Here is a 14952-nt window from a genome sequence, read left to right on the forward strand (position 1 = left end):
TTAAAATTGACCATAATGCAAAATGGTATAATTAGCTTTTGCTATGAGTTCCTTTCTTATGAACGAAAATACAAGCTTCATTCCCCTTCTTTTATCCATTCACAATCACACCACCATTTACATGAAGAATCTGTCCTGATACGTATGTTGAATCTCCTGAAGCTAAATATACATATGCAGGTGCTAATTCGTATGGTTGACCAGGTCTCTTCATGGGAACATTACTTCCAAATTCAGCTACCTTTTTCTTATCGAAACTTGCTGGAATAAGTGGTGTCCAAATCGGACCTGGCGCAACTCCATTTACGCGAATCCCTTTTTGAACTAAAGACTTTGCGAGCGAACGCGTAAAAGCAACAATCGCTCCTTTTGTTGCAGAATAATCAATGAGTTGCTCATTTCCTTCATACGCTACAATAGAAGCTGTATTTATGATTACATCGCCCTCTTTTAAATGTGCGAGAGCGGCTTTTGTAACGTGAAAATAAGAAAAAATATTAACGCGAAATGTTTTTTCAAGTTGCTGCGCTGTAATATATTCCAAACTTTGCTGTGGATATTGCTGCGCAACATTATTTACAACAATATTCAGACCACCTAGCTGCAAAGCCGCTTCCTTTACAATGTTCTGACAATGTTGTTCGCTACTTAAATCACCTGGAAATAATATGCATTTTACACCTTGTTTTTCCACAAGTCTTGTCGTCTCATTTGCATCTGCATGCTCATCTAAATAAGCAATAGCAATATGTGCGCCCTCTTTAGCAAAAGCAATGGCAACTGCCCTTCCAATTCCACTATCTCCTCCTGTAATAAGTACATTTTTCCCTTTTAATTTTTCACTACCACGGTAATTAGGGTCCTCGTACTTCGGAAGAGGGTCCATCATCGATTCTATTCCTGGTTGTTTATTTTGGTGTTGCGGTGGCAACGTTAAAAACTTTTTTTGTTCTGTCATGTATCTTTCAGCTCCTTCTCATTTCTCTTTCTTATGATGTACACAATAATGAAAAGTACTTATACGTGAAAAGCCGAAATATAGAAGCAATCTTACGATTAATATTCGAAATTAAGACATAAAATATGAATTGTTATAAACTTTTTATGCAAAACTCTTGCAATACAGATAAAAAACGAATATTATATATAACTGTTGTGACAATTATTCGTGAAAAGAAAGGATGTTTATATGTTTAACCTTTCAAAACATAAAACTTCTATTAAAACTGAAATTATGGCAGGTATCATTACCTTTTTAACAATGGCATATATTATTGTCGTAAACCCTATCATCCTTGGTGATGCAGGTGTTCCATTTGAACAAGCATTTACAGCGACAATTATTGCAGCTGTTGTCGGAACATTATTTATGGCAATCTTTACAAACTTACCAATTGCAATCGCACCGGGTATGGGACTTAATGCTTATTTCTCTTACTCTGTTGTAAAAGCGCATGAAGGCATGACATTTACAATTGCATTCTCTGCTGTATTTGTAGCAGGAATGATTTTAATTTTATTATCATTCACATCTTTCCGTACAAAGTTAATGGAAGTAATTCCTGAAAACTTAAAACACGCAATTACTGCTGGGATTGGCTTATTTATCGCTTTTATCGGTTTACGTTTAACTGGAATTGTTACAAAACATGACTCAAACTTAGTTGGGCTTGGGGATCTTCATTCCCCTCCTGTTTTATTAGCATTAGCTGGTCTTGGAATTACCCTTGTTCTTATGTCCTTAAATATAAATGGTGCATTATTCATAGGAATGTTGCTAACAGGTATTATCGCTTATTTCACAGGACAATTAACTTTCTCAAACGGCATTACATCAATGCCTGGATTACCAGAAGGAATTATCGTTTCAAATCCAATTACTGCTGTTTCCGATGTTATTAATTACGGATTATACGGCGTTGTATTCTCCTTCTTCCTTGTTACACTATTCGATACAACTGGCACACTACTTGGTGTTGCTCAGCAAGGTGGATTTATGAAGGACGGGAAACTACCGAAGTCGGGACGAGCACTTCTATCTGATTCTTTCTCAGCAACAATCGGATCTATGTTCGGAACAACACCATCAACAGCTTACATTGAATCATCTGCTGGTGTTGCAGCTGGTGGTCGTACTGGTTTAACAACAATTACAGTTGCTGCACTATTTGCAGTTGCTGCATTCTTCGGTCCTCTAGTCAGCTCTGTTTCCGGTGTTTCAGCTATTACAGCACCGTCATTAATTATCGTTGGTAGCCTTATGATGGGCTCAGTACGTCACATTGATTGGGATACATTCGACGAAGCATTCCCTGCATTCTTAGTAATCTTAAGCATGCCACTTACATCAAGCATTGCAACAGGTATTGCACTTGGATTCATTTCATATCCACTTATGAAAATGGCAAAAGGACAATTCCGTGCTGTTCATCCACTTGTATACTTATTTGGTATTTTGTTCGCTTATCAGTTGATTTTCTTACCGCATTAATAAAAAGGCCTTGGTTCACAGAATTGTGAGCCAAGGCCTTTCTCATTTATTATACGGAATCAAAAAACTTAAAGAACTTTTCATCTATCAACTTTGTAAAAACGCCTGTAAATCCGCAAACTGTCTCGCTGCATCTTTATATCCTTGATCATATAAATTTTGCAGTTTTTTTTGGTCTTTTTCCATTCGATCTACTTGCAATGGTACTTCTGGACGAATCACGAATAGATTACCAGCCAACTCTTCTTTTTCAATATAGTGAAGTGTCTCATTATATGTTTCATAACGAGAAAGCATCGTATTGACAAGATGAGGATATTTTTTATAAGCCTTCGCTGCAATCCATCCAAATTTTGATTTTTTCTTAGCATATCCATGGTTTCGCGTTAAAATAACAACCGATTTCTCATATCCATCTTGCTGTGCTTTCCGAACAGGAATTGGATCCGAAATTCCACCATCCAATAATCGTTTACCACGGAAATTGACAACCGGTGCGATAAATGGCAATGAACTAGAAGCTTGTAATAACATCAAAGCATCTTCATTTGTGCCTTCTTTTTCAAAATACATCGGCGCTCCAGTTTCACAATCTGTCGTTCCTACAAGAAAGCGTTCTGTACTATTAAAATATGTGTCAAAATCAAATGGCACATGCTTTTCTGGAATTTCACGAAAAATAAAGTCCATATCAAATAGCTGACGTTTTTTCCATAGATTTTTGTAAGATAAATATCTCGGATGTGTTACATAATCAATATTTACTGTTTTATTTCGATTTTTTTGCCTTGAAAGATACGACGCCGCATGACACGCTCCCGCTGAAACACCGATAATATATGGAAAATATAAATCCTGTTCCATAAAGTATTCTAGTATTCCACCCGTATATACGCCGCGCATACCGCCGCCTTCTAATACTAAACCCGTATTTTCAAGCATTGTTTTCTCTCCTCTTTATATATAAATCGATTTTGCTTTTCCAACATGTCAGTCGTAGATACAAAAATAAAAAGTGAACTCCGCTCGTTTCTTCCTTTTGGTTTTGCATAGCATGGGACCAAAAAAGGCACTGACCGCTTCTATCCACCGGCGAATCTTCTCTATCACCCTAAAAGAATAGTTTTATAATTTCCATTTATATATAAATCCAATTTGATTTTCTAACATATAAATTGTGGTTATGAAGAACAGAAAGAGACTTTCACTCCTTTTCTCCTTCTGTTTTTACATGGCATGGGGCTAAAAAAGGCACTGACCGCTTCTATGAATGGCCGGATGCTCTCACCTATCTAAAAAGAATGGTTGGATGTTAGTTTTTTTATTTGAATTTATATATATCTAGAATCTTTAACTATTCATCTTGTTAAGTATCTCTTTCTATTATATATGAGTCTTTCCAAAAACCATATTCAGAAGGCTTAATACAAGCAAAAATTATTCCTCTACTTTTCTAAATGCGCTCCTACATCCTTTATAAACCTTTGAATCAATGACAATTCCTCTTCTGTATACTGATTTAAAAGTAATAGCCACTTCTCTTCAGCTTGTTGATGAAGTGTCTCATGCGCTATATAAATTTCATTTCCACTATCTGTTAAACGGAAAAATATTTCTTTTTGATTATCTAGCATCTTCATCTTTTCAACAAATTGTTTATGAAACAATTTTGTACAAATTTTAGAAATTGCTCCCTTTGTCATTCCCATCTCTTCCGTAATCGCTGTCACATTTATTAAACCTTTTGTTCCTATGCATTGAATTACGTGTAGTTCTGATAGAGACATACCGCTTACACCTGTCTCACGAAGAAACTGCTCATCATTTTCCTTCATATGCTCTTCTTTTTTATGAACAAGTGTCCGAATATCCGAAAGTATTTCCATTTCCCTTAATGTACGGTCCAAATCAGATCCCCTCCATGATACTTTATAAGTTTCCACAGAAACAATTTAACTATATACCATTTTAAAATCATTTTTTTATCTTTACAAGTAAGAAAATAATGTTAAAATTAATTTAGTTTCCTTGGAAACTAAATTAAGGAGGGTTTATTATGAGACATTCATTATCTTCATCAAGATTAAACTCCATTCTATACATTGTTTGCCTGAGTGCTCTATTAGGTTCTTTTGCTCAAAATATTTACACACCTATTTTACCAATGATTCAAGATTCCTTTCGCACCTCTCTTTATCTTGTAAATTTAACTGTCTCTATTTTTACTTTTGTTCTTGCCATTATGCAGCTTATTTACGGACCATTAATTGATGCAAAAGGACGAAAATATATTCTTATTCCTAGTTTATTAATAAGTACAATCGGTTCAATTGGTTGTGCCTTTACAACAAACATTTATGTATTTCTTATTTTTAGAGCGATTCAAGCACTAGGAATAGCTGCCATTCCTGTTGTAGCAGCTACAATTATTGGCGACTTATTCGAAGGAAATGAACGAGGCAAAGCGATGAGCCTGTATCAAACACTACTTGCTCTTGCCCCTGCGATAGGTCCTCTTATGGGTGGCTATCTTGGAAATATAAATGGACACGTATCTATTTTTCTCTTTTTATCTACAATTGGTGTCATTTTATTAATTACAAATATCTCACTGCTCCCAGAAACCAAACCAAATGTACTTAAAAAAACAAAAACAACCAATAACTATTGGAGCATCTTACGGCATAACACTGGATTTTCTATTGCAATCATTGGCTTTATCCAGTTTTGTCTATATTTTTGTTTTCTCGTTTTTTTACCCGCGATATTAACAAATCTATTTCATCTGAACGCAGGTGAAATCGGCCTTATGTTTGTACCAATGTCCCTATGCATTATGCTAGGCAGTTATTGCTACAAGTTTTTACAAACATTGCTTACAACAAAACAAGCTCTACTTATCACTAGTTTCTTCAATATCATATGCGTTATCCTATTCTCTTTCACATATCATATAAATATCCTAATCCTTATCATCGCTACATCTCTATACGGTTTTAGCATGGGATTATCTATGCCCACTCATACAACTTTATTAACAGAAGAATTTTTAGAAGAACGAGCAACTGCTATTGGTATGTATAACTTTATTCGTTATATCGGAATGGGCATGGGACCAATTGTAGGTGGGTTTCTACTCTTTAATCAAAATTACTTTTGGATTTTCTTTACAGGGGCGATTCTTTTTCTAATCGTGGTCTTATATGCGATGAAAAAACTAGCTCATCATCCTGTAAAAAACGTAGAAATTCAAAAGGCTAAATAACATGCAAAAAAGAGAGTGTCCGAGAACAGCTCTTTTCCTGAACTTAGACATTCTCACTTTATGTAGTTTTTGAATAAAGTCTAACTAAAAACGCCCTACAAACTTATATTTTAAAGTATATAAGAAGACTCCATTTGAAAAAAGATTGATCAAAATGGAGTCTTCTTCAGCAAATTTAAATTTTTTTATAAAAAGTTTGATTGTTTTAAGATACATTTTGTCGAACATTGACACTTGTTAGTTGATTAGTAATAGCGGTTTTCTTCAGTAGACATACATGGCAATTGCTTTTGTTTCATGAACTGTACCATATGGATGCTCTGGTGGCGCATAGATAGCATAAATTTTTAGTGGTATATTACCCATATTGGTTACATTGTGCCATTTTCCAGCAGGTATCATAATCGCATAGTCATCATAGGCCATTTCTTGAAAATCTAATTTATCTTTACTATCACCCATTTGAACAAGTCCCTGACCTTCTTCAATACGTATGAATTGATCAGTTGTAGGGTGGACCTCTAAACCTATATCATCTCCAACATTAATACTCATCAAAGTCACCTGAAAGTTTTCCCCTGTCCATAAAGTGGTGCGGTAAGTATTGTTTTGCTTAGTAGCTTGATCAATATTCACTACAAATGGTTTTGGTCCATAATCTGTTAATCTGACGCTTCCGCAATAAGGATTCCAGTTGTTGTTGTTGTTCCTATTACAATAATAAGGATTCCAATTATATATCCAATTGTTGTTATTCCAATTGTTATGCATTGGATTTTCCCATTGATAGTGATAGCATGATTTACGGTACATATTCATGCTCCTCTCATGATTTCATTTACCTTTTATCCTATGCAGTTGCCTATTTATATGGATGCAAAATGGGGCTAAATGGGCAGTAATAAATTATCCAACTTTATTTCAAAGAAACACTTTATGCTCTTTGGTCTGCAACAATATGAATATCAATATGCTTTGTCTGCCTCATAATTTCATTTACAATGGAGCCTTTTCGAATCTCTTCCCACCTTGTTCTTGCTGATTGACCAAGTAAAATTTGGGTGACCTGTAATCGTTTCGCAACTTCAATAATGACATCAGCTGGCTTTCTTCCTTTCATTTCTTCCAATAAGAAAGTAGCATGAAATTGATTCGTCAAAGCTTGCCACTCACCAATTGTTTGCCTTTTTCCTGCCGACAATGATTCTATATTTTCTCTTTCTACATTTAGCACATATAATTCAGCATTTAACCGATCCGCCATGCGCCAGCCACGCCTTATTAATTTCTCTGCTGTTGAACTGTATTGTACGCAGACAAGAATTTTCTCCTTTACACCTATTGGCTCCATCACCGACTGACTAATTTTCTCGTCCATATCATCAGCAACTTCACGAAGTGATAACTCTCGTAAAGCACCTAAATTATTAACCGTAAAAAAATTTTGTAAGCTTTGCTGAATTTTTTCTTCCTTATATATCTTTCCATCTATTAATCGTTTCCGCAGCACTTCAGGTGTTACATCAACAAGTTGAATCTCATTTGCTTTTTGTAAAATAAAATCAGGAATACGCTCTCGTACTTTTACATTCGTGATTTGTTCCACAATATCATGAACGCTTTCCAGATGCTGAATATTAAACGCTGATAATACTGATATTCCCGCCTCTAATAGTTCTTCTACATCCATATATCTTTTTTTATGTTTTGATCCAGGGATATTGCTATGTGCTAGTTCATCGACAACAACTACTTGTGGTGCTCGCTTTATAATTCCCCCTACATCAAGCTCATAAAATACTTTTCCTTTATAGGTTATTTCCTTTAAAGAGACTTTTTCTAAATCAGCAATTGCTTCTTCTGTCTCTTTTCTGCCATGTGTTTCAATTAAACCTATTACAATATCAACACCCTCTTTTTTCATCTCCCTAGCATCAAACAACATTTTATAACTTTTCCCTACCCCTGGGGCAGCACCTACATATAGCTTTAACTTCCCCCGGTTTTGCTCTCGAATGTATTCTAAATACTCTTCTGGTGTTCTTCTTTGAAACGTCGGTTTATAGTCATCTGCATACATGACACACACAACCCTTCCTAGCAAACAGCACTACCTCAATCGATTGGATTGAGGTAGTAATGATACTATTTCATTATTTTCTGTAACTCCAAATTTAGTTTTAAGACGTTTACACGATCCTCTCCGAATAAACCTAGTGCAGCACCTTCTGTTTGATCTTTAATCAATTGATTCAGCTTTTCTTTCGGAATATTCGTTAATTTCGAGATACGATCAACTTGTACGTAAGCTGCCTTCGGACTAATATCAGGATCGAGTCCTGAACCTGAATTCGTAACTAAGTCCATCGGTACTTCTGTAACTGAAACAGCCGGGTTTTTATCCTTCCAATTCGCTATACTTTCTTCTACACGTTTTACTAAATCAGGATTAGATGGTGCATAGTTATTTGACCCTGATGCTTCTGCTTTATATTCTATACTAGAGACACGCCCATGAAAATAACGCGGGTCTGTAAAGTTTTGACCAATTAGTTTTGAACCAATCACTTCATTTTTCTCATTATATATAAGACTTCCATCTGCATTATCCTTCATCACTGCTTGTGCAATTCCAGTTACAAGTAACGGATATAAAAGCCCACATAGAACAAGAAATGTAAAGGTAACACGAATGACCGGTGAAAGTATACTTTGTTTTTTAGCCATCTTCTTTTCCCCTCTTCCTTATATAAACAACCCTACAATTAGATCAATCACCTTAATCCCAATGAAAGGAACAATAACTCCTCCAAGTCCGTAAATGAATAGGTTACGACTAAGCAAAGCATTAGAACTCATTGGCTTATATGCAATCCCCTTCATTGCTAATGGAATGAGTAAAGGGATAATAACCGCATTAAATATTAATGCTGATAAAATGGCTGAAAGCGGCGAAGTTAACTTCATTATATTGAGTGCTTCCATTTGCGGAATTGCCAATGTAAACATCGCTGGAATAATTGCAAAGTATTTTGCTATATCGTTCGCAATACTAAATGTTGTAAGTGCACCACGCGTCATTAACAACTGTTTCCCAATCCCTACAACCTCAATAATTTTTGTTGGATTGGAATCTAGGTCAATCATATTCGCCGCTTCTTTCGCAGCTGTGGTTCCGCTATTCATCGCTAATCCTACATCAGCTTGCGCTAGCGCTGGTGCATCATTTGTACCATCACCTGTCATTGCTACAAGTTTTCCTTTATCTTGTTCTGCTTTAATAACGGCAATTTTATCTTCTGGTTTACATTCCGCTACAAACTCATCTACACCTGCTTCTTTCGCAATAGTTGCTGCTGTTAATGGATTATCACCTGTACACATAACTGTTTTAATTCCCATTTGACGAAGCTGTTCAAAACGTTCACGCATGCCAGGTTTTACAGTATCTTTTAAATAAATTAATCCATAAATACGATTATTCACTGCAACTACAAGTGGTGTCCCACCCTCTTTTGAAATGAAATCCGCTTTTTGATTCAAATCTTTTGGAATCATACCACCTTGTGCTTGTACCCACTCAATAACCGCACCAACTGCACCTTTTCTCACTTTTGTACCATCAAGTAAGTCTACACCACTCATTCTTGTTTCTGCTTTAAACGGAACAAACTCACCTTGCTCAGCAAGTTCATGGTTATATGATAAAGCTTTTGATTTTACATATTCAATTACAGAACGACCTTCTGGCGTTTCATCTAAAACGGATCCTAATGCCGCCCATTTGCCTAATTGCTCAATTGTTTCGTTTCCTACAGGAAGCAATGTATGTGCCATCCGATTCCCAAAAGTAATGGTCCCTGTTTTATCTAAAATAATTGTATTAATATCACCAGCAGCTTCTACAGCTTTACCTGACATTGCTAATACATTAAATTTCGTAACACGGTCCATCCCAGCAATCCCAATGGCTGATAATAAGCCACCAATTGTCGTTGGAATTAAACAAACAAGAAGTGCAACAAGTACAGCAGTATCAATCTTAAACCCTAAATAATTCGTAAAGATTGGTAGTGTCACAACTACAATTAAGAAAATAAGAGTTAAACTTGTTAATACTGTGTTCAGAGCAATCTCATTCGGTGTTTTTTGACGAGCAGCCCCTTCTACTAACGAGATCATTTTATCTATAAATGACTCACCAGGATTGCTTGTAATCGAAATTGTAATCTCATCACTGACAACCATTGTACCGCCCGTTACTGAGCAAAAGTCACCACCTGCTTCTTTAATAACAGGAGCAGATTCACCTGTTATTGCTGATTCATCCACTGATGCCAAACCTTTAATTACTTCGCCATCACTTGGAATCATTTCTCCTTGTTTTACAATTACAATGTCGCCCTTTCTCAGTTCAGTAGCTGAAACTTGAATGATTTTACCATTCTCCTTTAAGACATTTGCGAATACATCTTTCTTCGATTGTTTCAAAGAATCTGCTTGTGCTTTTCCTCGCCCTTCTGCTAATGCTTCTGCAAAATTAGCAAACAAGACAGTAAATAATAGAATAAGAGAAACTGTTATATTAAACCAACCTGGTATACTATTTGATTCATTGGAAAGAAACGATAAAATCAAAGTAATTATAAATCCAATTTCCACTACGAACATAATTGGATTTTTCACCATTACTTTTGGATTCAGTTTTGCGACTGATTGCTTCATCGCATGTGTAACAATGTCACGATCCATTGTTTTTGCTTGTCTAACTTCATCTTCTACAACATGTATTCGTGATTGATTCACTTGTTTTTCTTTTACCACTACAGGTTTCATCATTTACCCTCCATCACTTCAATGTAAGAAATTCTGCAATTGGACCCAATACCAACATTGGGAAGAATGTTAACGCCCCGACAATTACGATTGTTCCAATGAAGATACCTCCAAATAAGCTATTATCTGTTCGGAATGTTCCGACTGTTTCCGGTACGACTGTCTTCTCTTTTAATGAAGCCGCAACAGCTAGCATTGTAATTAAGCTGAAATAGCGTCCTAAAAACATAACTAAACCAGTTGTAATATTCCAAAACGGCGTATTATCTGCTAACCCTTCAAATCCAGATCCATTATTAGCAGCTGAAGATGTATATTCATATACAACTTGCGTTAACCCATGAAAACCTGAGTGAGAAATTGCATCTGTCCCTACATGTGTTGAAAGAGCCAATGCTGAAAATCCTAAAATAAGCAATGGATGGAATAATATCGTTACCGCTATTAATTTCATTTCTTTCCCTTCAATCTTTTTACCCAAAAATTCTGGTGTCCGTCCAACCATCAATCCAGATATAAAGACTGCAATAATTGCGTACATAATAATATTGACAAAACCTGCGCCAACGCCGCCAAATACTGTATTTAACATCATATTTACAAGTGGTACCAATCCACCAATTGGCGTTAACGTGTCATGCATTGTATTAACTGCACCTGTTTCTGCTGCTGTTGTTACTGTCGCATATAGTGAAGAAAAGATTGTTCCAAATCGTACTTCTTTACCTTCTGTACTTCCTTGTACATGCTCCATACCCATTTGATTTAACACTGGATTCCCTTGTAATTCTGATGAAACAATTGTTCCAAATCCAATTAAAAATACCATGAATAAGGAGACGAAAAGGATACGTCCTTGTTTTTTATTTCCAACCATTCTTCCGTACGTAAACGGCAGCGCTGTCGGCAATAGCATCATAAGCATCATTTGTAAAATGTTACTGATTTGTCCTGGGTTTTCAAATGGATGTGTGGAGTTTGCTCCGAAGAATCCACCACCATTATTACCAAGCTCCTTAATCGAAACGAATGAAGCTACTGGACCGCGCAAAATACTTTGTTTCACACCTTCAATCGTGTGTGCTGTAACCGCTCCATCTAACGTTTGTGGTACACCTAAAGCAACAAAAATCAGTGCTGCAACAAATGCGATTGGAAGGAAGACCCTTGTTAAAGCTCGTGTAAAATCAACGAAAAAGTTACCAAGTTCCTTGCCTGCTAATCCTCTTATAAAAGCCATTACAAGTGCTAATGTTGTTGCCGGTGCAGCAAACATTAAGAACGTAATTCCAATTAATTGTGATAAATAAGATAATCCATTTTCACCGCTATAATGCTGTAAGTTTGTATCTGCCATAAAGCTAATTGCTGTATTAAAAGCAAGCGTCGGCTCCATCCCTTCAATATGCGCTGGATTTAACGGCAATACCCCTTGCAAACGGAAAATAAAATATACAACTACAATCATAAATCCATTAAGTGCAACTAATGATAACGCGTACTGTTTCCATGTTTGGTTGTATGATCTAACGCCTGCAATTTTGAAAATAAATTTTTCAAAAGGCCCAAATACTTTATCTAATTTCCGACTACCTTGAAAAGCTTTCTCTAAATAAATACCCGTTGGCTTGGCAACAAGAATAAATAACAACATTGTGATGACAACTGCGACCCAAATCATAATGAATGATTCCCCCTAATTAAAACTTCTCTGGATTTAATAACGCATAAACTAAATACACAGTAATCGCTGCAACAATAATCGATAAGGCAATCATCATGATTGCTTCCCTTCTTTCACAACTTTATCTGACCAGCTTGCAAGCCCTATCATAGATGCTACTAATACAACAAAGATCCCGATCATCACAATATCAAGCATTACAATCCCTCTCCTCTTTGAATGTAAAATTTTACCATTTACCCATCAAAAAAAGAACACTGAGGCTCTACTCAGTGTTCAAAAATGAACAACACAAAAGTAAACCTCCTCTCCAAACGCTTACGAGGTTAGCTGTCGGATTCGGGCCTAAAGAGTAGCCCTACTTTCGTAATGAAAGATTCACCCCAAGTGACAATGCACAAAATTGGTTCCCCCGCTCCAAATACTTGGACTCAGCGATATCAGGTTGTTTTTGGAAATTTTTATGAACAATTTATGAATGTAAATATACTCCTCTCTATTTCACTTGTAAAGAGCAAAATTAACTAAAATAAGAAAAGAATTATCCATTTAAACGCTTACATTGATTAAGATTAATATTTTATCATCTGTTTCCTTGTCTTTTCTTTCTTTTTCATTAAAATAAACTTTTAATTTAGAAATAATAAAAAAGAGCGGATCATTCTAGATACTATTTCAGCATCTGGAATCCGCTCTTTTCTCATTCATAAGCTTGTCAATATCACTCACCATTTGTAAAACATGCTAAAAACGTTCGTAAACTCCGACCACGAAAGCACACTTGTGTCAACTCCACATGTATTTTTTCATACGCAATCAGATCGAGCTCTAAATACAAACTATCTTTTGATGGCAATACTATATACGGCTTTGGAAAATTTGGATCTTGCATTGCTAATTCTTGAACTCGATCTACTGATACTGCCCAACGATTTGCTATATCCTCACGTAATAACACCTTCATCTTCACTTCCTCCGCCCTATTCAAAAAATAAAAAAGAAATATTATCACAGTTTGTAAACACTACAAATTTAGCTCCTATTGTTTGATAGAGCCTGACTGGATATCTTTTATTTCTTGTGACAACTGTAATAGGCGCTTGAAAAGAAAAACGAATACGTTCAGTAAAAAAGCTAACGATTGGAAGCTCATCTCCTAGCAAGATTACTTTTTTTATTCCGTTACAAATACTTGTTATATTTAGTTCCTTATTGCAGCAATACGTTGATTCAAATCCACATGCTCTCACTTCAGCCGCTACATGTTCAGTTGTGGTAAAAATAATCATATCTTGTTGAAAAGGCACTAATTCTCGTAAACTGTTTACTTTTTCCTCTTCCCCTACACAAATGAGCGTTACTTCTTTTTCCTCATCCATGTATATCATCCTCCTTAGCATAAAAGAATTCGAATATAGATTGATATTCTCCTATACTAATCAGACCGATGAAGCAATGTACCCATCCATGCACCATCCTCTCCCAAAACGCTTACGAAGTTAGCTGTCGGATTCGGACTTTGAGAGTAGCCCTACTTTCATCATGAAAGATTCACCCCTAGTGACGATGCACAATTTGGTTCCTCCGCTCCAAATGAATTGGACTCAGCGTTACCAAAAACAGATTCTGGCTGATATAATACTCCTAAATATGGAAAAAGTAAACAACAAAAAAACCAGTTATATGACCGTTAAACAGGAGAGATAGAATTTTTAGCAATAGTGCTGTAGAATAAATTGGTAAATGAAATTTTATCAGTGCAAATCCAAATATATCGACCTCGCGACAAATAACGACAAAAAACAGGAACCTATTAGCTCCTGTTTCCCCCACTGATTAAAGTTTCACTTTATGTACGACTTTCTTGACGTTTGTACGCAAAATGATTCGTTGGTCCATGACCACTTCCAATATTTAATTGCTCTTCAATTGCTATACTAATAAATTGTTTTGCTTCCCCTACTGCCTCTTCAATTGGGTAGCCTTTTGCAAGTCCCGCCGTTACAGCAGATGCAAATGTACAACCGCTACCATGTGTTTGTTTTGAATCAATTCTCTCGCTTCTAAATTCAACAAACTGCTTACCATCGAAAAGTAAATCAATTACTTCGTTACCTTGATATTCCGCATGTCCGCCTTTCATAAGAACATACTGGGCCCCTAATTCGTGCAATACTTTTGCAGCTTCTTTACTATCTTGGATATTGTGAATCTCCATTCCAGTTAATACTTCAGCTTCTGGTACATTCGGAGTCACAACTGTTGCAATTGGTAATAAATATTCCTTTAATGCCTGCACAGCTTCTTGTTGTAATAATGATGCCCCACCTTTTGCAATCATAACAGGATCTAATACAATATTATTCCAGCCAAACTTTTTAATATTTTCTGCTACTACCTTAATGATTTCACTACTAAATAACATACCAAGTTTAACAGCATCTGGTGTTAAGTCTGTACCAATAGAGTTTAATTGTTCTTGAATCCCTTGAGGTACAACTGGATATACCCCTTGCACACCAAGTGTATTTTGGGCTGTAATAGCTGTAATAGCTGTCATTCCGTATACACCTAGCTCTTGAAATGTTTTTAAATCCGCTTGAATCCCAGCACCGCCGCCGCTATCAGATCCAGCAATTGTTAAAGCTTTATTCACTTTCATCTCACTCACCCTTT

General features: G+C 36.0%; 15 protein-coding genes and 2 riboswitches. Of the genes, 2 read left to right on the top strand and 13 right to left on the bottom strand.

The features are described 5' to 3' along the window. Positions 1 to 91: 91 nt before the first annotated feature. Positions 92 to 958 carry an SDR family oxidoreductase gene (locus tag AAIE21_RS16275; RefSeq protein WP_343267733.1) on the bottom strand — a complete coding sequence of 289 codons (867 nt, stop codon included), beginning with the start codon at positions 956 to 958 and terminating at the stop codon, positions 92 to 94. A 231-nt stretch (positions 959 to 1189) separates the two neighbouring features. Here AAIE21_RS16275 and AAIE21_RS16280 point away from each other — a divergent pair, with 231 nt between their 5' ends. After that, positions 1190 to 2491: an NCS2 family permease gene (locus AAIE21_RS16280; RefSeq protein WP_343267734.1), complete on the top strand. Its 1302-nt coding sequence runs from the start codon at positions 1190 to 1192 to the stop codon at positions 2489 to 2491. Between the two features lie 87 nt (positions 2492 to 2578). Here AAIE21_RS16280 and AAIE21_RS16285 read toward each other — a convergent pair whose 3' ends face one another. Continuing rightward, positions 2579 to 3433 carry a patatin-like phospholipase family protein gene (locus tag AAIE21_RS16285; RefSeq protein ID WP_343267735.1) on the bottom strand — a complete coding sequence of 285 codons (855 nt, stop codon included), beginning with the start codon at positions 3431 to 3433 and terminating at the stop codon, positions 2579 to 2581. Between the two features lie 503 nt (positions 3434 to 3936). Beyond that, positions 3937 to 4377, bottom strand: a complete 441-nt coding sequence (locus AAIE21_RS16290; RefSeq protein ID WP_481858689.1) for a MarR family transcriptional regulator — start codon at positions 4375 to 4377, stop codon at positions 3937 to 3939. Between the two features lie 170 nt (positions 4378 to 4547). Here AAIE21_RS16290 and AAIE21_RS16295 point away from each other — a divergent pair, with 170 nt between their 5' ends. Continuing rightward, positions 4548 to 5756, top strand: a complete 1209-nt coding sequence (locus AAIE21_RS16295; protein WP_343267737.1) for an MFS transporter — start codon at positions 4548 to 4550, stop codon at positions 5754 to 5756. Positions 5757 to 6020: 264 nt separating this feature from the next. Here AAIE21_RS16295 and AAIE21_RS16300 read toward each other — a convergent pair whose 3' ends face one another. From AAIE21_RS16300 to thiD, 10 genes are all read right to left on the bottom strand, one after another. After that, positions 6021 to 6569 carry a cupin domain-containing protein gene (locus AAIE21_RS16300; protein ID WP_481858688.1) on the bottom strand — a complete coding sequence of 183 codons (549 nt, stop codon included), beginning with the start codon at positions 6567 to 6569 and terminating at the stop codon, positions 6021 to 6023. A 121-nt stretch (positions 6570 to 6690) separates the two neighbouring features. After that, positions 6691 to 7836 (bottom strand): KdpD-like non-kinase potassium sensor, encoded by a 1146-nt coding sequence (kdpDN, locus tag AAIE21_RS16305; protein WP_343267738.1) that lies wholly within the window; start codon positions 7834 to 7836, stop codon positions 6691 to 6693. A gap of 65 nt (positions 7837 to 7901) precedes the next feature. After that, the gene (kdpC, locus tag AAIE21_RS16310; protein WP_343267739.1) at positions 7902 to 8483 is read right to left on the bottom strand and encodes a K(+)-transporting ATPase subunit C; all 582 of its coding nucleotides are present in this window, start codon (positions 8481 to 8483) and stop codon (positions 7902 to 7904) included. Positions 8484 to 8501: 18 nt separating this feature from the next. Next, positions 8502 to 10592, bottom strand: a complete 2091-nt coding sequence (kdpB, locus tag AAIE21_RS16315) for a potassium-transporting ATPase subunit KdpB (RefSeq protein ID WP_343267740.1) — start codon at positions 10590 to 10592, stop codon at positions 8502 to 8504. 13 nt (positions 10593 to 10605) lie between these two features. Further along, on the bottom strand, positions 10606 to 12273 hold the full coding sequence (kdpA, locus tag AAIE21_RS16320; protein ID WP_343267741.1) for a potassium-transporting ATPase subunit KdpA: 1668 nt from the start codon (positions 12271 to 12273) through the stop codon (positions 10606 to 10608). Positions 12274 to 12292: 19 nt separating this feature from the next. After that, positions 12293 to 12373, bottom strand: a complete 81-nt coding sequence (gene kdpF, locus AAIE21_RS16325) for a K(+)-transporting ATPase subunit F (protein ID WP_000972376.1) — start codon at positions 12371 to 12373, stop codon at positions 12293 to 12295. Next, the gene (locus AAIE21_RS16330) at positions 12370 to 12474 is read right to left on the bottom strand and encodes a hypothetical protein (protein ID WP_017153210.1); all 105 of its coding nucleotides are present in this window, start codon (positions 12472 to 12474) and stop codon (positions 12370 to 12372) included. The genes kdpF and AAIE21_RS16330 overlap by 4 nt, the downstream gene beginning before the upstream one ends. Before the next feature lie 103 nt (positions 12475 to 12577). Then, positions 12578 to 12723: riboswitch (cyclic di-AMP (ydaO/yuaA leader) on the bottom strand. A 274-nt stretch (positions 12724 to 12997) separates the two neighbouring features. Next, complete coding sequence (locus tag AAIE21_RS16335) at positions 12998 to 13240, bottom strand: hypothetical protein (protein ID WP_343267742.1); 243 nt, start codon at positions 13238 to 13240, stop codon at positions 12998 to 13000. Between the two features lie 16 nt (positions 13241 to 13256). After that, positions 13257 to 13655, bottom strand: a complete 399-nt coding sequence (locus tag AAIE21_RS16340; RefSeq protein WP_343267743.1) for a hypothetical protein — start codon at positions 13653 to 13655, stop codon at positions 13257 to 13259. Between the two features lie 93 nt (positions 13656 to 13748). Next, a riboswitch (cyclic di-AMP (ydaO/yuaA leader) is annotated at positions 13749 to 13896 on the bottom strand. A 229-nt stretch (positions 13897 to 14125) separates the two neighbouring features. Then, positions 14126 to 14938: a bifunctional hydroxymethylpyrimidine kinase/phosphomethylpyrimidine kinase gene (thiD, locus tag AAIE21_RS16345; protein WP_343267744.1), complete on the bottom strand. Its 813-nt coding sequence runs from the start codon at positions 14936 to 14938 to the stop codon at positions 14126 to 14128. Positions 14939 to 14952: the final 14 nt, after the last annotated feature.

It is taken from the genome of Paenibacillus sp. 102, from assembly GCF_039549175.1.
In the GTDB taxonomy this organism is placed as follows: Bacteria; Bacillota; Bacilli; order Bacillales; family Bacillaceae_G; genus Bacillus_A.